Below are 16,789 nucleotides of genomic sequence, written 5' to 3'. Positions count from 1 at the left end.
CTGGCCGGCCCGCTCAGGCGGGCCGGCCAAAGGGTTTACTTCCAGACTTGCGGGTTGACCAGGTTCTTCGGTCGCTCGCCCAGCAAAGCGCTGCGCAAGTTCTCCACGGCAAGATTGGCCATGGCCTCACGGGTTTCGTGGGTGGCCGAGCCGATATGGGGCAGGGTAACGGCGTTTTTCAGCTGGAACAGCGGCGATTCGGCCAACGGTTCTTTCTCGTAGACATCCAGCCCGGCGCCGCGGATGCGATTGTTCTGCAGGGCTTCGATCAGTGCCGGCTCATCCACCACCGGGCCACGGGAAATGTTGACCAGGATGGCACTCGATTTCATCAGGCCCAGTTCACGCTGACCGATCAGATGGCGGGTTTTCTCGCTCAGCGGCACCACGAGGCAGACGAAGTCGGCTTCGGCCAGCAGTTGATCCAACGAGCGAAATTGTGCGCCCAATTGGTTTTCCAGATCGGTCTTGCGGCTGTTGCCACTGTAGAGGATCGGCATGTTGAACCCCAGCCGGCCACGCCGGGCAATGGCCGCACCGATGTTACCCATGCCGACGATACCCAGGGTCTTGCCATGTACATCGCTGCCAAACAGTTGCGGGCCGACCGTCGCCTGCCATTGCCCGGCCTTGGTCCAGGCGTCCAGTTCGGCCACGCGCCGGGCGCTGCTCATCAGCAGGGCGAAGGCCAGGTCGGCGGTGCTTTCGGTGAGCACGTCGGGGGTGTTGGTGAGCATGATCCCGCGCTCATTGAAGTAGGCCAGGTCATAGTTGTCGTAGCCCACCGACACACTGGACACCACTTGCAGGTTCGTCGCGCCTTGCAGCTGCTCGCGCCCCAGCTTGCGACCGACCCCGATCAGCCCGTGGGCGTGGGGCAGGGCTTCGTTGAACTGTGCGTTGATATCGCCCTTGGACGGGCTCGGCACGATCACGTCGAAGTCCTGTTGCAGGCGCTCGACCAACTGGGGCGTGATACGGCTGAAGGCAAGTACGGTTTTTTTCATCGTGCAAGGCTCGTCGGGGAGAAGATACCAAGCACGCTAACATTCCTGGCGAGGGTTAGGCGAGGGGGAGTTTGATTGGGATATCGCAAACGCCACCTGTGGGAGCGGGCTTGCTCGCGAAGGCGTCGGGTCAGCTTGCATTGATTTTGAATGCCAGACCGCTTTCGCGAACAAGCCCGCTCCCACATTTGATTTGTGGTGGGCTCAGATTTTGTAACCACTAAAAATTCTTACGCCGCCCGCAGTGAAATAAAGGCGTAATTGACCGGCGCTTCAGTGACCACCCGCGCGCCGCTGGCCGATACCTGGCTGGCTATATCATCGCCAGACAGATGGAACTGCCACTCACTGATGTGTTGTTGCGCAGGTTGCAGGCGCGCCTGATCGAGGGCGGCCACGAATGCGCTCATGTCCGGCAGGTACGCGGTGAAGCCGTCGCCTTTGAGCGCGGTGGTGCGGATGCCCAGGGCGGCGCAAATGCGGTCCTTGATGGCGATTTCCTCACGGTCGGCCTGGCGTGAACGCTCGATCAACCGGACCAGTTCCTGGTCGACCAGTTCACCGCCGAGTATCAGTTGTGGTCCGGTTTCCCACGACTCAGGCGGGCATTCCTTGACGGCGATATTGAGGGGGATGTGCGGGTTGATTTCCATCGGATAGATGCGGCACACCAAGGGGCGGCGCTCATAGATGCGGCACAGGTTTTCTTCGTCAAGATTGCGACAACGGCCGACGTTGTAGGCGGCAAAGGTGATCGCCACCAGGGCCTCGGTGCTGCCGCTGTGGACCACCGCCGAGCGGCGCTCGGCATGCTCGCGTTGCCCTGCCGGCAGGCCGAGGCCGTTGGGCAGGAAGGCTTCCACCAGGACAATCACCTGGCCGCCGTCGCCAGCCCACATCCGGGCCTCGTCGAGGGTCAGGGGAACATGGTGATCGGTGCAGCATTTGCCGCACCCTACACAGGAAAACGTTGTGTTCATTGAGCGCCCGGTCGCAGAAAGCTGGGGACGGCGACAGAAAAACGCCGTGATGGACCGTGCGAAGCAAGTTATGCGCCACTCACCGGTCGGTAGCGGCAGGGCGGATCGAGTCCCACTCGGTCACGTAGGCGGTTTTGGTTTTTTGGCGGTAGAGACACAACTCGGTGCCGATCGCCCCTTTCATGTGTTTCTGCGGATATTGGCCTTGTAGCAACAGCGCGGTGTAGCCGACCCGGTCGTCGAATTGAGCGGCGCTACCCACCGGCTCGGCACTCTTCAAACCGCTGGCCTTGATGCAACTGGCCAGCACGGCTTTGTCGTGGGTGGCCCAGGCGTCCGGGCTGGAGGCATGAGCCTGGGAGGCCAGGACAGTGAGGCCAAGGAGAATCAATAGACGGTTTTTCATCAGGGCGCCTTGTTCCGGGAAGCCAGGACAAGAGTATGCCTGAGGTTGTCGGACGGTGATCGCTCCCGCGCTGGAACGCAGAAGCGAGCAACCGATATGACTCAGTGACCTTGCTCGGCAACGGCCTTGGCCGCTGTGATCAAGCACTTGGTCAGTTCCGGTGAAGAGAACTTGGTGAGCACGCCGTTGGCGCCGGCCAGCCGGGCTTTTTCGCTGTTCATGGCGCTGTCCAGCGAGGTGTGCAGCAACACGTAGAGGTGGGCGAAGTCCGGTGTTTCGCGCAGGGTCCGGGTGAGGGCGTACCCGTCCATCTCCGACATCTCGATGTCCGAGACGATCAGGTTGATCTGTTCGGCCGTGCCTTGCAGGTCCAGCAGACACTCGATGGCTTCCTTGGCACTGCGGGCGGTGTGGCATTGCAGGCCGAGGTTGCGCAGGGTGTGCACCGATTGCTGCAGCGCGACCTGGCTGTCGTCGACCACCAGGATCCGTGCGTTGCCCAGTACCTCGGCGTCTTCCATGCTCAGTTCGGTCGGCGCGGTTTCGATCTGTGCCGGTGCGATGCCGTGGATGACCTTTTCGATGTCCAGGACCTGCACCAGCGTGCCGTCCACCGAGGTCACGCCGGTGATGTACGAACGCACACCGCCGGAGCCGTAGGGCGGCGGTTTGATGTCGGTGGTCAGGCAATGCACGATCTTGCTTACCGCCTGCACATGCAGGCCCTGTTTGGAGCGGCTGACGTCGGTGACGATCAGGCAGCCGCCATCCGGGTCTTCCAGCGGCCGCTCGCCAATGGCGCGGCTCAGGTCGATCACCGACAACGATGTCCCGCGCAGGGTGGCGATGCCTTTGACGTGCGGATGCGACTCCGGCAGCTTGGTCAACGGTGGGCAGGGAATGATTTCACTGACCTTGAGCAGGTTGATTGCCATCAGCTTGCCGCTGCGCAAGGTAAACAGCAGAAGCGAAAGTGAATCTGCGCGGGCTTTGTTGGAAGACATAAAAACCTTCTGTGGAAAAAGGTGGGGCGAGCATACCGATCGCCAGAACAGCTTGTGATATTGGGTTATCGACTCGTTGGGGACAGGCTTTAGGGCGAAAGCCGTCGGTAACCCAATTCACTTGCTCAAATTTCCTTTGAGTGTGCCAACCCACAGGTTTCTATTTTAGCCCCAACCGCCGGGCCATCCGCCCCAGGTTCGCCCGGTCCAGCCCCAGCTCCCGGGCGGCGCTGGCCCAGTTGTGTTGGTGACGCTCCAGGCAGGCAGCGATCAGCGTGCGCTGGAACTCGTCCACCGCTTCGCGCAAGTCCCCCGTTACGCCCTGCGCGGTCGGTGTCGGGTTGATGGACGAAGGTGCGGGGCTGTCCAAAGGGGCCTGGGGCAAATCCAGGTCCTGGGCGCTGAGGCTGAGGATTTTCGGGCGCGTCGCGCACCGGCCCAAGGCCTTCAAGGCGCTACGGCCGATCAGGTGTTCCAGTTCGCGCACATTGCCCGGCCAGTCGTAGGCCAGCAGCGCGGCCTGGGCGTCGCTGGTCAGGCGCAGGCTGCCCAGGCCCATGCGCGAACGATTGTGTTCCAGGAAGAACCCACTGAGCAGCAGCACGTCCCGCCCGCGATCACGCAGTGCCGGCACCTGCAGCGGGTACACACTCAAGCGGTGGTAGAAGTCGGCCCGATAACGGCCGTTGCGCACTTCTTCGGCCAGGTCGCGATTGGTGGCCGCGATCAGGCGCACATCGACCCGGTGTTCCTTGTCCGAGCCCAGGCGTTGCAGTTGGCCGCTCTGCAGCACGCGCAGCAACTTGGCCTGGACGGTCAGGGATAATTCACCCACTTCGTCGAGGAACAGAGTGCCACCGTCGGCCAGTTCGAACTTGCCGTGCCGGTCGTTCGTGGCCCCGGTGAAGGCGCCGCGTACATGGCCGAAGAGTTCACTTTCCACCAGCGTATCGGGCAGGGCGGCGCAATTGAGGCTGATGAGTGGCTGCTCGGCACGTTTCGACGCGGCATGGATGGCCTGGGCGACCAGTTCCTTGCCTACGCCGGTTTCGCCGGTGATCAGTACCGTCAGGTCGCTGCCGCCCACCAGCGCGATCTCTTCCACCAAGCGCTTGTGGGCCTTGCTCTGGCCGACCATGTCGCGAGGTTGCTGGCCGCTGGCCTGGCGATAGACCTCGGCGCGGCGGTGCTCGTCCTCGGCCTTCAAGGCCAGGCGTTCGATGCGCTCGGCGGCGCTGACCGTGGCGGCGGCGAGGCTGGCGAAGGCTTGCAGGGCACTCAGGTCGATGGGCTCGAAGCGCTCCGGATCCAGCGAATCCAGGGTCAGCAGGCCCCAGGGCCGTTCGTCGACGAACAGCGGGCAGCCCATGCAGTCGTGAACCTCCAGATGCTCGGCGAGCCCCTCGACCAGTCCGTCGTACGGATCGGGCAGGCCGCTGTCGGCGGCGAAACGGGTGGGTTGTGGGTTGGCCAGCAGCGCTTCGAAGCGCGGGTGTTCGCTGACCCGGAATCGCCGGCCCAGTGTATCGGTGCTCAGGCCATCCACGGCGAGCGGCACCAGGCAGTCGCCGTCCAGGCGCAACAACGCCGCCGCATCGCACGGCAGCAGGGCTCGCAAGGTGCCAAGCAGGCGCCGATAACGTTCGCCTTCAGGCAGTTCGCGGGACAGATCGGCCACCAGTGGCAGCAGGGAGGTCAGCAGGGTGGTTGCGGTCATAATGACTCCGTGTAGTCGTAACGACTATAAAGTGGGCCGTGTCGATATGACTACATTGTTTTTAACTAGCTGATATTTAAGATAAAAATTTATGGCATGGAAACTGATAAGACTTGCCTAACTGTTATCGGTCATACGCCAGGAGTCACCCTATGCTCAGTCGAGAAGAACGCGCCATCATTCGCTCCACCGTTCCGTTGCTTGAAAGCGGTGGTGAGGCGCTGATCACTCACTTCTATCGCATGATGCTGTCCGAATACCCGCAGGTGCGCCCGCTGTTCAACCAGGCGCACCAGGCCAGTGGCGATCAACCGCGGGCCTTGGCCAACGGTGTGTTGATGTATGCGCGGCACATTGACCAGCTCGATCAATTGGGCGACCTGGTGGCGAAGATCGTCAACAAGCACGTTGCCCTGCAAATCCTGCCGGAACATTACCCGATTGTCGGTTCGTGCCTGCTGCGGGCAATCGCCGAAGTGCTGGGCACAGAGATCGCCACGCCCGAAGTGATTGCAGCGTGGGGCGCAGCCTACAACCAGTTGGCCGATATCCTGATCGGCGCCGAAGCCGGCATGTACGACAAAAAGGCCGAGGCCCCGGGCGGCTGGCGTGGCGAGCGTGAATTCATCCTGACGGCCAAGGTCCAGGAAAGCTCGGAGATCACTTCGTTTTACTTTGAACCGGCGGACAAGGGCCCGATCCTGTTGGCCGAGCCGGGCCAGTACATCGGCATGAAGCTCATGCTCGATGGCGAGGAAGTGCGCCGCAACTATTCATTGTCGGCCCTGGCGGACAATGGTCAATACCGTATCAGCGTCAAGCGCGAGCCGGGCGGGCGGGTGTCCAATCACCTGCATCATCATTTCGAGGTCGGCAGCCGCATCCAGTTGTTCCCGCCGTGCGGGGATTTCTACCTGACGGCCAGCGACAAACCGTTGGTGCTGATCAGTGGTGGCGTCGGCATCACCCCGACCCTGTCCATGTTGCAGGCGGCGCTGCAAACCGAGCGGCCGGTGCATTTCATTCACTGCGCGCGCAACGGCCGTGCCCATGCCTTCCGCGACTGGATCGATGACCTGGCCAAGCGGCATCCGCAGCTCAAGCGCTTCTACTGCTACGACGAAGACGACGGCTTGAGCCCGGCGGCCGACAAGGTGGGGCTGTTGAGCCAGGAGCAACTGGCGCAATGGCTGCCACAGCAACGTGACCTGGACGCCTATTTCCTCGGGCCGAAGGGCTTCATGGGCGCCGTCAAGCGCCACCTCAAGGCCTTGGGCGTGCCGGACCAGCAGAGCCGCTACGAGTTCTTCGGGCCGGCGGCGGCGCTGGAATAAGGTCGCGGCCAACTCGGGAAACCGGGTTGGTCTCATCGCGATCGGGCTCGCTCCCACAAGGGGTTTGCTGTGGACACGATTCCTGTGAACACCGCAAAAAAACTGTGGGAGCGAGCCTGCTCGCGATGGCGGCGGCAGGTCCATCCCGGGTCCAACTGACCAGAATTAATCCGCACTTAACCTTCTTGCGCTCTATTTCCCTTTCAATGTCGACGCCCGCTGCTCGTTCACTGTCATGGTCTGCGTGTAGACTTCGGGCATCCGACCGCGCGCGAGTGTCGCCGCGCTGCGCGTCGATCCATGCAGACAAAGGGAAACGCAATGAGTGAGGAAATGATGCGCTTAGGCCGTGAGCGGCGCTATCTGGTGCTACTGGGGCTGATCTGCCTGGCGCTGATCGGCGGTGCGCTGTACATGCAGGTGGCCCTCGGTGAGGCGCCGTGCCCGCTGTGTATCCTGCAACGCTATGCGCTGTTGCTGATCGCGATCTTCGCCTTCATCGGTGCCGCCATGCGCACCCGTCGCAGCCTGACGATCTTCGAAGGCCTGGTGGTGCTCAGCGCCCTGGCCGGTGCCGGTGTGGCCGGGCATCACGTGTACACCCAGTTCTTCCCTGCGGTCAGTTGCGGCATCGATGTGTTGCAACCGATTGTCGATGACCTGCCGCTGGCAAAGATTTTCCCGCTGGGGTTCCAGGTCGATGGCTTTTGCTCCACCCCCTACCCACCGATCCTGGGTCTGTCCCTGGCGCAGTGGGCACTGGTGGCCTTCGTCTTGACCGTGGTGCTGGTGCCATTGCTGGTGTCACGTAACCGCAAACAGCTTCGCTAAAACACCTTGATCAAACGCCCCGGTTTCTCTTCTGGAGAACCGGGGCGTTTTACGTTTCACTCTGGAGTCGGATCGTCCTTGATCCGAGGCAAGAATAGGCTGCGACAATGTGCGACATGTTGTCACATATCTTGAGTCGCTCAGCCTTTTCGAGGGCGATCAGGCGCTGCTTCCTGTAATAAAAAACCGTCTGGTTTCGCAACCTGCGTATCGCCTGCAGCAGGCATTTTTAACAGCGAAGCGTCAGGCGCCAGAGGCCCCGAAAACTGGGCGCTTGCCGGGTAAAAAACCTCCTCTCGATCCCCCCGAGCTGTCTAAATCGGGCGTAGTAGCCCTACGTTTTTTGGGGTTCTTGTTGAGAATGAATTTCGATAACATGCTGGCTTGTTGCAATATCGGCGAAAGATTGTTGCCGGATCGGATAAAAATTATTTCGGGATGAGACATGGTCTACAGCGCCTCAGCTCACTACAATCGCCCGCACCGATTTTCCGACCCGGCTCAAGCTTGAGCACGAGAGTGGTCGAAGGGCGCCAGCGCCCCATGCGACCCCAAGGTGTCGGTGCCTCCAACTACCCGCACCAAATGGAATTGGGCTTGAACTAGGCCTTTGACCAACGAATAAGAACTCACTGCTGGCCCAGGATGTGTCGAACAGCCTCTGACGTTCGACGGGCAGCCCTTATTCAATCCAAGAAAATGCCAACCCTTGGCAGGGTGAAGTGTTGGCGATCAAAACCCAACTGCATTGCGCAAGCTGCTTTAGAGGTCGTGAGATGAGTAAAAACAGGTACCCCCGATTACTAGGCTTGTTGCCGCTGCTCGGCACGTTGCTGCTGGGAGGCTGCAACATGACCTTGCTCGATCCCAAGGGCCAGGTCGGCCTGGATGAACGAAACCTGATCATCACCGCCACGCTGCTGATGTTGCTGGTCGTTGTGCCGGTCATCGTCATGACCTTCCTGTTCGCCTGGAAGTACCGCGCAACCAATACCCAGGCCACCTACACGCCGAAGTGGTCGCATTCGACCAAGATCGAAGTGGCGGTGTGGACCATTCCGGTGCTGATCATCATTGCCCTGGGTTACATCACCTACAAGTCGACCCACGCCCTGGACCCGTATCGTCCGCTGGAGTCCGATGTCAAGCCGATCACCATTGAAGTGGTCTCCATGGACTGGAAGTGGCTGTTCATCTATCCGGAACAAGGCATTGCCACGGTCAACAAGATCGTGTTCCCGGCTCATACGCCGATCAACTTCAAGGTCACTTCCGACACCGTGATGAACTCGTTCTTCATCCCGGGCCTGGGTGGCCAGATCTACGCGATGGCGGGCATGCAGACCAAGCTGCACCTGATCGCCAACCAGAACGCCGAACTCGACGGTATCTCCGCCAACTACAGCGGCGCGGGCTTTACCGGCATGAAGTTCAAAGCAATCGCCACGACCCAGGAAGATTTCGACGCCTGGGTCAACGATGTGAAGAAGGCACCTAAACAGCTTGAAAAAGCTGAATACGAAGCCCTTTCCAAGCCGAGCCAGAACAACCCAGTCGAACTCTACTCGTCGGTCACGCCGAACCTGTTCCAGACCATCATCGACAAGTATGAAGGGATGAATCCGGGCAAGCCGATGCACCACGAGAAGAAAGAGAAGGAAGTGGCTCACAACATGGAAGGGATGGACATGAGCTCGCATTCAGCTGCCGGGGCAGAGGAGTAAACGATGTTTGGTAAATTAAGTTGGGAAGCGATCCCGTTCCACGAGCCGATTGTCATGGTGACCCTCGCCATCATCGCACTCGGCGGCCTGGCGCTGTTCGCGGGAATCACTTACTTCAAGAAGTGGACCTACCTGTGGACCGAGTGGCTGACGTCGGTCGACCACAAGAAAATCGGCGTGATGTACATCATCGTCGCCATGGTCATGCTGCTGCGCGGTTTTGCCGACGCCATCATGATGCGTACCCAGCTGGCCATGGCCACCGAGGGTTCGCCTGGCTACCTGCCGCCTGAACACTATGACCAGATCTTCACCGCCCACGGTGTGATCATGATCATCTTCATGGCGATGCCATTCTTCACCGGCCTGATGAACCTTGCAGTGCCGCTGCAGATCGGCGCCCGTGACGTTGCCTATCCGTTCCTGAACTCCCTGAGCTTCTGGCTGCTGGTGTCCGGCGTGGTGCTGATCAACCTGTCCCTGGGCGTTGGCGAATTCGCCAAGACCGGCTGGGTTGCCTATCCACCGCTGTCGGGCCTGCAATACAGTCCGGGCGTGGGCATGGACTACTACATCTGGGCGCTACAGCTATCTGGATTGGGGACAACGCTGACGGGGGTCAACTTCCTCGCCACCGTGCTGAAAATGCGTACCCCGGGCATGAAGCTGATGGACATGCCGATCTTCACCTGGACCTGCACCTGGGCCAACGTCCTGATCGTCGCTTCGTTCCCGATCCTGACCGCTACCCTGGCCCTGCTGACGCTTGACCGCTACATGGATTTCCACATTTTCACCAATGAACTTGGTGGCAATCCAATGATGTACGTGAACCTGTTCTGGGCCTGGGGTCACCCTGAGGTGTACATCCTGATCCTGCCGGCGTTCGGGATTTTCTCTGAAGTCATCTCGACCTTCTCCGGCAAGAAACTGTTCGGCCACCACTCGATGATCTACGCCAGCGGCGCGATCTCGGTGCTGGGCTTCATGGTCTGGCTGCACCACTTCTTCACCATGGGCTCGGGGGCCAGCGTCAACGCCTTCTTCGGCCTGGCGACCATGCTGATCTCGATCCCGACCGGGGTGAAGCTGTTCAACTGGTTGTTCACCATTTACCAGGGCCGCCTGCGTTTCACCAGCCACGTGCTGTGGACCCTGGGTTTCATGGTGACCTTTGCCATCGGCGGCATGACCGGCGTACTGCTGGCCATCCCGGGTGCGGACTTCGTGCTGCACAACAGCCTGTTCGTGATCGCGCACTTCCATAACGTGATCATCGGCGGTGCGGTGTTTGGCTATATCGCCGGCTTCGCCTTCTACTTCCCGAAAGCGTTCGGCTTCAAGCTGCACGAAGGTTGGGGCAAGGCAGCGTTCTGGTTCTGGATCTCGGGCTTCTTCGTCGCGTTCATGCCGCTCTATGCACTGGGCTTCATGGGCATGACCCGTCGCTTGAACGCCACCACCAACCCTGAGTGGGTGCCGTACCTGTACGTCGCCATGTTCGGTGCGGTGATGATCGCTGTCGGTATCGCCTGCCAGTTGATCCAGTTGTACGTCAGCGTGCGCGATCGCAACAAGCCAGAGAACATGTGCGAACACGGCGACCCGTGGAATGCCCACACCCTGGAATGGTCGACCTCTTCGCCACCGCCGTTCTACAACTTCGCCGTGCTGCCCAAGGCAGACGTCATCGACCCGTTCACCGAAGCCAAGGAAGCCGGCACTGCGTACCAGGCTCCGGCCAAGTACGAGCCGATCCACATGCCCAACAACACTGCTACCGGTGTGGTCATGGGCGCGCTGCTGACCGTGTTCGGTTTCGCAATGATCTGGCACATCTGGTGGCTGGCCATCGCCAGCCTGGTTGGCACTGTCGTGTACTTCACTATCCATGCCGCCCGTGACGATCAGGGCTACATGGTGCCGGTGGATGTCATCGAGCGCATCGAAGCCGAGCAGCACAAGCGCCTGGTAGCGGCCGGGAAAGTCCCCGCCACCGCCACCCGTGTTGAAACCTCGTTGGAACAGGCTTAAACCATGTCGAATTTAGTGACCACTGTTGGACACGCCCATGGTCATGACCATGGGCACGATGACCATCACCACGACTCGGGCGAGATGACCGTATTCGGTTTCTGGCTCTACCTGATGACCGACTGCATTCTGTTTGCGTCGATCTTCGCGGTGTACGCGGTGCTGGTAAACAACGTTGCCGGTGGCCCGTCGGGCCACGACATCTTTGAACTGCCGTACGTACTGGGCGAAACCGCGCTGCTGCTGTTCAGCTCGATCACCTACGGCTTCGCCATGCTGGCGTTGTTCAAGGGCAAGAAAACCCAGGTGCTGGGCTGGTTGGCCATGACCTTCCTGCTGGGCGCCGGCTTTATCGCCATGGAGATCAACGAGTTCCATATCCTGATCGCCGAAGGCTACGGTCCAAGCCGCAGCGGCTTCCTGTCCGGGTTCTTCACCCTGGTCGGCACCCACGGCCTGCACGTGACCAGCGGCCTGATCTGGATGGCGATCATGATGTACCAGGTCCATAAAAACGGCCTGACTGCCACCAACAAGACGCGCCTGAGCTGCCTGAGCCTGTTCTGGCACTTCCTGGACGTGGTGTGGATCTGCGTATTCACCGTTGTTTATCTGATGGGGACCCTGTAAATGGCTAACGCACATTCCCATGATGGCCATGACGCCGGCCACGGCAGCGTCAAGTCCTACGCCATCGGCTTCATCCTGTCGGTGATCCTGACCGTCATCCCGTTCGGCCTGGTGATGTACCCGTCGCTGCCCAAGAGCCTGACCCTGTGGATCATCCTGATCTTCGCCGTGGTTCAGGTACTGGTGCACCTGGTGTACTTCCTGCACCTGGATCGCTCCGCCGCCCAACGTAACAACGTGGTCGCGTTTGTCTTTGCCGCGATCGTGATTGTCCTGCTGGTCGGCCTGTCGTTGTGGATCATGTTCAGCATCCACACCAACATGATGGCGCACTGAGGAAAGTCCGGATGTCCCTGAAGCACTTTATCCAAATCACCAAGCCGGGGATCATTTTCGGTAACGTGCTTTCTGTGGCAGGCGGGTTTTTCCTGGCCTCGAAAGGGCATGTCGATCTGGCCATCTTCCTGGCGGCGATGATCGGCACTTCCCTGGTGGTGGCGTCCGGTTGCGTGTTCAACAACTGCATCGACCGTGACATCGATATCAAGATGGAACGCACCAAGAATCGGGCGCTGGTCCAGGGCCTGATTCCGGTGCAACTGGCCCTGGCATTCGCCACGGTGCTGGGCGTGGCCGGCGTGGCGCTGCTGTATTGGGTGGCCAACCCGTTGGCGGCGCTGTTCGCGGTGATCGGTTTTGTCATCTACGTCGGCCTCTACAGCCTGTACCTCAAGCGCAAGTCGGTCCACGGCACGCTGGTGGGCAGCCTGTCGGGGGCGATGCCGCCAGTGATCGGCTACGTAGCGGTGAGCAACAGCTTCGACATGGCGGCGCTAACGCTGCTGGTGATGTTCAGCCTGTGGCAGATGCCGCATTCCTATGCCATCGCGATCTTCCGCTTCAACGACTACCTGGCGGCTTCGATTCCGGTGCTGCCGGTCAAGCGCGGTATCCGGGTGGCCAAGAAGCACATCCTGCTCTACATCCTGGCCTTCCTGGTGGCGACCTTGATGCTGACCTTCAGCGGCTACGCCGGCATGAGCTACCTCGCCGTCGCCGCTGCCATGGGCATGTACTGGCTGTACATGGCCTGGACCGGCTACAAGGCGGTGGATGACACGGTCTGGGCACGCAAGCTGTTCGTGTTCTCGATCTTCACCATCACCGCCCTGAGCGTCATGATGTCCCTGGACTTCAAAGTGCCGAGTGAGCTGCTGCTGACCTACGCGCCTTAAGCTTCAGACGCTGCAAAAAAAGCCCCGCCTTCGAGAGAAGCGCGGGGCTTTTTGTTGAGGTGAGGTGTGGATTGGCTGTCATTCGTCGCAATAGATTATGGTTTGTTGAACTATGCGCAATTTGCCTATAGTTTCTGCCATGCGTACCCTATTTTTTGAAACGACTACATTCACCGACACGGTTGGCCATTACCTGACTGATGATGAGTATCGCCTGCTTCAGTCCTATATGCTGCAGCATCCAGAGGTTGGTGACGTCATGCCACGTACCGGCGGCTTTCGTAAGCTGCGCTGGTTTGATGAACGTCGTGGTAAAGGGAAGCGAGGCGGGTTGCGCGTTATTTACTATTGGCTCATGAACGATCGTCAGTTCTGGATGTTTGCGATATATGACAAGGATGAGCTGGAAAACCTGACTTCCGAGCAAGAGAAAACGCTCAAGCGCGCCATAGAAGCTGAGTTGAAAGTACGAGGTACCTTATGAAAAAGCGCGATCTGTTTGCCGAGATGATGCAAGGCGTCGAGGAGATGGCCGCTCACCGGGAGGGCAAGATTACCCTTCGCCAGATATCGATTGAAGACAAACCGGTTCCCGAGGTGTCTGCCCAGGAAATCGTGGCGTTGCGCGACAAGCTCCACATGTCTCAAGCCGTTTTCGCCAAGAGCATCAGGACCAGTCCAGGTACACTCAGGAACTGGGAGCAGGAAAAATCCAAGCCTAACGCCCAGGCGGCTTTGTTGATCAAACTGGTCGAGAAGTTTCCAGATATGGTCGAACGGCTTGGTGCTGTTTGATCAGCTCTTATCCATGAAACCAGCCCCGCCTTCGAGAGAAGCGCGGGGCTTTTTAATGGCCACTGCCCGGAGGATCGTTCCTACGCTCCGCGTGGGAATGCAGCCTGGGACGCTCTGCGTCCCTCAAGAGCCGAACGCGGAGCATCCGAGGAGTCATTCCCACGCGGAGCGTGGGGACGATCGATCGCGAGCAAGCTCGCTCCCACATGGGCTTATTGCTGGGCGATGCTGTAGCCGTCGAATGCCTTTTGCTGTTGCAGGGCGGTGACGATGCCTTTGCGGGTGGCCGGCTGTTCGGTGCCGTCGTTGTCCAGGAAGGTTTCGCTTTCCAGCTCGGCCTCGTCGCCTTCGCCGACGAAGTTGAAGCCCAGGAACTCGAAGGCCTCGCGGTCGACGTTCGGCTTGGAGCGTGGTGCGCGCAGGGGCAGGGTGACGCTGATGCCGTCCTTGCTGATGACAAACACTTCGGCTTCCTTCTTGGCCCGCGAGGCCTTGCCCTTGCTGCCGCTCGGGTTGCTGATGGCCTGGTGGGTCTGGTTCAGCACTTTCAGGGCCAGGCCGTAGACCAGCTCCTGGAACGACGGGTCGTCCTTGTAGCTGGAGAGGATGCGGCTGATCGGGAAGCGGCTGCTCAGGTCTTCCAGGGCCGCGAAATCGGCGGCTTCAGCGTCCTTGAGTTGTTTGAGCTGGCCCATCAGTTCGTAGGCCTTGTCGTCGTCGAAGGCATCGTGAGCCTGGCGTATGGCGTTGCGCAGTTCACGGATCTGGTCGCTTTCGCGGTTCGACTGGAACGCATCGAGGACCATTTCGCTGATGGTTTTGGCCTGGGGCAGATGCTGTGAAAGATTGATGGAGTTTTCGTATTCCGCTTTGGACGACAGGGTGACTACGGATTCAGCGGTGTTGGAATCGGACATTGAAATTTCACTACTTCTGTTAGCGGGATGAGGCGAGAAAGGCATTGAGCTTTTTTCCGGTCGCCTAATCTATTGGACGCGGGCGGTGTTGTCACGGTCGGAGCTCATTCACAAATCACATTCTTGCCCGACATCTTGGAGCGATACAGCGCCTGGTCCGCCCGGTGCAGCAATGCCGCTTGCTGTTCATCCTCGAACCGCTGCACCACGCCAAAACTCATGGTGATCTGGAAGTCGCCCACCGGCAGCAGGTCGGACAGGCCCCGGCGAATGCTTTCCGCCAGCAGGCGAGCGTCGGCCAGGGTGGTGTTGGGCAAGATCATGATGAATTCGTCGCCGCCCCAGCGCACCAGTAAATCGCCGTCGCGCTCGCAGCGCTTGACGCTCTGCACCACTTGCACCAGCGTCGCATCGCCGAAGGCGTGGCCGTAACGATCATTGATGTCCTTGAAGTCGTCGACGTCCATGGCGATCAGTGATAACGGCTCGCGGAAACGCTGTGCGCGCTCACAGGCCAGCGGCAGCGCCTGGTCCAGGCGATAACGGTTGGCGACCCGGGTCAGGGCATCGGTTTCGGCAAGCCTGCGGTTCTCGTCGAGCTGGATCTGTAACTGATGGTTGACCCGGGACAGTTCGCAGGTGCGTTCTTCGATGATGGCTTCCAGGGATTTGTTGCGCCGCTCCAGCTGTTCGAATAGACGTTTCTTGTCATCGATGCTGCGATGGGCGCCGATCATGCGCGCCACCGTGCCGTCCGGGTTGCGGGCGATCACATAGCCGCGGTCCTCGATCCAGATGTAGGAACCGTCGTAGGTGCGGCAGCGGTATTCGGCTTGGTAGGCGTGGGATCGTTGTTCCAGATAGTCGTCGAACAACGCCATGACCCGTGGATAGTCATCTGGGTGGATCACGCTCTCCCAGGTCAGCACGGTGTTGTCCAGTGAATGAGGCAGGTAGCCAAGCATCGTGTACCAGCCGGGGTTGCGGTAGACGAAGCCGGTGTTGGCATTCCAGTCCCAGATGCCATCGCTGACCAGTTCCAGAATGGTGTGCAGTACGCCTTCGTCCAGATCGGACAGGTCGAACCGCAGCATGTCGATGTTCGAGGCATCTCCCATCGTCGTTTCCTCAATCAGCCTTGATATCAAAATGCTCGTCCAAGGAGGAAGAGTAGCTGATGGGGGGCGGGGTCACTAGCGGGGTAGCGACGTCCAGCCAAGCCAGGGCACAAGGGCTTGTCCACAACATCATTCGGCTGGGGTTGGGGGTTTGCCCCATTTCTCCAGCGCGAACTCGACAAAACTGCGCAGTTTCGGCAAACGGTAGCGATCCTGCGCGTACATCAGGCTCATTGGGCGATGGGGCAACTGGTATCCCTGCAACAACGTCACCAGGTGTCCATCCTTCAGGTCCTGGGCCACCAGCGCATCGGGCAGCATCACCACGCCCATCCCGGCCAAGGCGGCGCGATGCAGGCCCGAGGAGCTGTTGATCAGCATCGGCCCGTTCACCGGGACCTTGATCTCGCCTTCCGGGCCGTTGATCGGCCAATGATCCTGGGCGAAGCGCCATTCGTCTGCTGCCGAATAGGCGAACGACAGGCAGTCGTGCTGCTGCAGGTCCGCAGGTTTTTCCGGTGTGCCGCGCCGAGCCAGGTAGGCAGGGGAGGCGCAGATGGTCAGGGTGTAGTCCAGCAACGGCCGGGCAATCAGTTTCGGGTCGGGATGGCCGAGGCGGATAGCGACGTCGAATCCATGTTCGAGCAGGTCCAGCCGCTGGTTGGTCAGCACCACGTCGAGCTTGACCTGGGCGAAGCGCTGGCTGAATTCGGCCAGGGCCGGCGCGAGGCGTTCGGAGCCGAAGGTCAGTGGCGCGGTGATACGCAGGGTGCCGCTGGGTTCGCCCTGGGTCTGTTCGGCCAGGCGTTCGGAGTCGGCCACCAGCCCCAGTACTTCCAGGCAGCGTTGGTAGTAGGCCGAGCCGAACTCGGTCAGGCGCTGGCGCCGCGTCGTACGGTTGATCAGGCGCACGCCGAGACGTTGCTCCAGCGCCCGAAGATGATTGCCCACCATGGTGGTGGACATTTCGCACGCCTGGGCCGCGGCCGTCAGGCTTCCGGCTTCCACCACCTTCACGTAAACGGTCATTGCCTGGAACAAGTCCATTATCAAGCTC

General features: G+C 60.2%; 18 protein-coding genes. 10 read left to right on the top strand and 8 right to left on the bottom strand.

Annotated features, from left to right (window positions below):
• Positions 1-35: 35 nt before the first annotated feature.
• From Q7F16_RS18100 to norR, 5 genes are all read right to left on the bottom strand, one after another.
• Positions 36-1,007, bottom strand: a complete 972-nt coding sequence (locus Q7F16_RS18100) for a 2-hydroxyacid dehydrogenase (RefSeq protein WP_046063583.1) — start codon at positions 1,005-1,007, stop codon at positions 36-38.
• 230 nt (positions 1,008-1,237) lie between these two features.
• Positions 1,238-1,987: a YkgJ family cysteine cluster protein gene (locus tag Q7F16_RS18095; protein ID WP_046063584.1), complete on the bottom strand. Its 750-nt coding sequence runs from the start codon at positions 1,985-1,987 to the stop codon at positions 1,238-1,240.
• Between the two features lie 79 nt (positions 1,988-2,066).
• The gene (locus Q7F16_RS18090) at positions 2,067-2,393 is read right to left on the bottom strand and encodes a hypothetical protein (RefSeq protein WP_046063585.1); all 327 of its coding nucleotides are present in this window, start codon (positions 2,391-2,393) and stop codon (positions 2,067-2,069) included.
• A 101-nt stretch (positions 2,394-2,494) separates the two neighbouring features.
• Positions 2,495-3,397 carry a chemotaxis protein CheV gene (locus Q7F16_RS18085; protein WP_014340109.1) on the bottom strand — a complete coding sequence of 301 codons (903 nt, stop codon included), beginning with the start codon at positions 3,395-3,397 and terminating at the stop codon, positions 2,495-2,497.
• Between the two features lie 160 nt (positions 3,398-3,557).
• Positions 3,558-5,114: a nitric oxide reductase transcriptional regulator NorR gene (norR, locus tag Q7F16_RS18080; protein ID WP_409556141.1), complete on the bottom strand. Its 1,557-nt coding sequence runs from the start codon at positions 5,112-5,114 to the stop codon at positions 3,558-3,560.
• A 152-nt stretch (positions 5,115-5,266) separates the two neighbouring features.
• On the opposite strand from norR, the gene hmpA reads away from it, so the two are divergent.
• The 10 genes from hmpA to Q7F16_RS18030 all read left to right on the top strand — a co-directional run bounded on the left by hmpA (position 5,267) and on the right by Q7F16_RS18030 (position 13,697).
• Entirely contained in the window at positions 5,267-6,448 is a 1,182-nt protein-coding gene (hmpA, locus tag Q7F16_RS18075) for an NO-inducible flavohemoprotein (protein WP_409556140.1), read from the top strand.
• A 321-nt stretch (positions 6,449-6,769) separates the two neighbouring features.
• Positions 6,770-7,279, top strand: coding sequence for a disulfide bond formation protein B (locus tag Q7F16_RS18070; protein ID WP_014340106.1), 510 nt, complete (start codon positions 6,770-6,772; stop codon positions 7,277-7,279).
• 109 nt (positions 7,280-7,388) lie between these two features.
• Entirely contained in the window at positions 7,389-7,721 is a 333-nt protein-coding gene (locus tag Q7F16_RS18065; RefSeq protein ID WP_409556139.1) for a hypothetical protein, read from the top strand.
• A gap of 334 nt (positions 7,722-8,055) precedes the next feature.
• Complete coding sequence (cyoA, locus tag Q7F16_RS18060) at positions 8,056-9,003, top strand: ubiquinol oxidase subunit II (RefSeq protein ID WP_041476135.1); 948 nt, start codon at positions 8,056-8,058, stop codon at positions 9,001-9,003.
• Between the two features lie 3 nt (positions 9,004-9,006).
• Positions 9,007-11,037 carry a cytochrome o ubiquinol oxidase subunit I gene (cyoB, locus tag Q7F16_RS18055; RefSeq protein ID WP_014340104.1) on the top strand — a complete coding sequence of 677 codons (2,031 nt, stop codon included), beginning with the start codon at positions 9,007-9,009 and terminating at the stop codon, positions 11,035-11,037.
• Between the two features lie 3 nt (positions 11,038-11,040).
• The gene (locus tag Q7F16_RS18050) at positions 11,041-11,667 is read left to right on the top strand and encodes a cytochrome o ubiquinol oxidase subunit III (RefSeq protein ID WP_014340103.1); all 627 of its coding nucleotides are present in this window, start codon (positions 11,041-11,043) and stop codon (positions 11,665-11,667) included.
• Complete coding sequence (cyoD, locus tag Q7F16_RS18045) at positions 11,668-12,003, top strand: cytochrome o ubiquinol oxidase subunit IV (RefSeq protein ID WP_014340102.1); 336 nt, start codon at positions 11,668-11,670, stop codon at positions 12,001-12,003.
• 11 nt (positions 12,004-12,014) lie between these two features.
• Positions 12,015-12,902: a heme o synthase gene (gene cyoE / locus Q7F16_RS18040; RefSeq protein ID WP_003178131.1), complete on the top strand. Its 888-nt coding sequence runs from the start codon at positions 12,015-12,017 to the stop codon at positions 12,900-12,902.
• Between the two features lie 139 nt (positions 12,903-13,041).
• On the top strand, positions 13,042-13,386 hold the full coding sequence (locus Q7F16_RS18035; RefSeq protein WP_013694185.1) for a hypothetical protein: 345 nt from the start codon (positions 13,042-13,044) through the stop codon (positions 13,384-13,386).
• A complete protein-coding gene (locus tag Q7F16_RS18030; RefSeq protein ID WP_003205391.1) occupies positions 13,383-13,697 on the top strand; it encodes a helix-turn-helix domain-containing protein in 315 nt (104 codons plus the stop codon). Before Q7F16_RS18035 ends, Q7F16_RS18030 begins: the two co-directional genes overlap by 4 nt.
• Positions 13,698-13,909: 212 nt before the next feature.
• On the opposite strand, the gene Q7F16_RS18025 is transcribed toward Q7F16_RS18030, so the two are convergent.
• The 3 genes from Q7F16_RS18025 to Q7F16_RS18015 form a co-directional block, all read right to left on the bottom strand.
• Entirely contained in the window at positions 13,910-14,614 is a 705-nt protein-coding gene (locus tag Q7F16_RS18025; protein WP_014340101.1) for a hypothetical protein, read from the bottom strand.
• Positions 14,615-14,718: 104 nt separating this feature from the next.
• Complete coding sequence (locus Q7F16_RS18020) at positions 14,719-15,732, bottom strand: sensor domain-containing diguanylate cyclase (RefSeq protein WP_014340100.1); 1,014 nt, start codon at positions 15,730-15,732, stop codon at positions 14,719-14,721.
• Positions 15,733-15,861: 129 nt separating this feature from the next.
• Positions 15,862-16,779 (bottom strand): LysR family transcriptional regulator, encoded by a 918-nt coding sequence (locus Q7F16_RS18015; RefSeq protein ID WP_014340099.1) that lies wholly within the window; start codon positions 16,777-16,779, stop codon positions 15,862-15,864.
• Between the last annotated feature and the right edge of the window lie 10 nt (positions 16,780-16,789).

It is taken from the genome of Pseudomonas sp. Lb2C2 (genome assembly GCF_052112205.1).
Lineage (GTDB): Bacteria > Pseudomonadota > Gammaproteobacteria > Pseudomonadales > Pseudomonadaceae > Aquipseudomonas > Aquipseudomonas kilonensis.
The sequence above is the reverse complement of the archived record's forward strand: the minus strand, read 5'-3'. Positions and strand labels throughout refer to the sequence as shown.

Excerpts from the sequence above, each read along its gene's own strand:
- Q7F16_RS18100 (WP_046063583.1), bottom strand. The coding sequence starts at position 1,007 with ATGAAAAAAACCGTACTTGCCTTCAGCCGTATCACGCCCCAGTTGGTC.
- Q7F16_RS18095 (WP_046063584.1), bottom strand. The coding sequence starts at position 1,987 with ATGAACACAACGTTTTCCTGTGTAGGGTGCGGCAAATGCTGCACCGAT.
- Q7F16_RS18090 (WP_046063585.1), bottom strand. The coding sequence starts at position 2,393 with ATGAAAAACCGTCTATTGATTCTCCTTGGCCTCACTGTCCTGGCCTCC.
- Q7F16_RS18085 (WP_014340109.1), bottom strand. The coding sequence starts at position 3,397 with ATGTCTTCCAACAAAGCCCGCGCAGATTCACTTTCGCTTCTGCTGTTT.
- norR (WP_409556141.1), bottom strand. The coding sequence starts at position 5,114 with ATGACCGCAACCACCCTGCTGACCTCCCTGCTGCCACTGGTGGCCGAT.
- hmpA (WP_409556140.1), top strand. The coding sequence starts at position 5,267 with ATGCTCAGTCGAGAAGAACGCGCCATCATTCGCTCCACCGTTCCGTTG.
- Q7F16_RS18070 (WP_014340106.1), top strand. The coding sequence starts at position 6,770 with ATGAGTGAGGAAATGATGCGCTTAGGCCGTGAGCGGCGCTATCTGGTG.
- cyoA (WP_041476135.1), top strand. The coding sequence starts at position 8,056 with ATGAGTAAAAACAGGTACCCCCGATTACTAGGCTTGTTGCCGCTGCTC.
- cyoB (WP_014340104.1), top strand. The coding sequence starts at position 9,007 with ATGTTTGGTAAATTAAGTTGGGAAGCGATCCCGTTCCACGAGCCGATT.
- Q7F16_RS18050 (WP_014340103.1), top strand. The coding sequence starts at position 11,041 with ATGTCGAATTTAGTGACCACTGTTGGACACGCCCATGGTCATGACCAT.
- cyoD (WP_014340102.1), top strand. The coding sequence starts at position 11,668 with ATGGCTAACGCACATTCCCATGATGGCCATGACGCCGGCCACGGCAGC.
- cyoE (WP_003178131.1), top strand. The coding sequence starts at position 12,015 with ATGTCCCTGAAGCACTTTATCCAAATCACCAAGCCGGGGATCATTTTC.
- Q7F16_RS18035 (WP_013694185.1), top strand. The coding sequence starts at position 13,042 with ATGCGTACCCTATTTTTTGAAACGACTACATTCACCGACACGGTTGGC.
- Q7F16_RS18030 (WP_003205391.1), top strand. The coding sequence starts at position 13,383 with ATGAAAAAGCGCGATCTGTTTGCCGAGATGATGCAAGGCGTCGAGGAG.
- Q7F16_RS18025 (WP_014340101.1), bottom strand. The coding sequence starts at position 14,614 with ATGTCCGATTCCAACACCGCTGAATCCGTAGTCACCCTGTCGTCCAAA.
- Q7F16_RS18020 (WP_014340100.1), bottom strand. The coding sequence starts at position 15,732 with ATGGGAGATGCCTCGAACATCGACATGCTGCGGTTCGACCTGTCCGAT.
- Q7F16_RS18015 (WP_014340099.1), bottom strand. The coding sequence starts at position 16,779 with ATGGACTTGTTCCAGGCAATGACCGTTTACGTGAAGGTGGTGGAAGCC.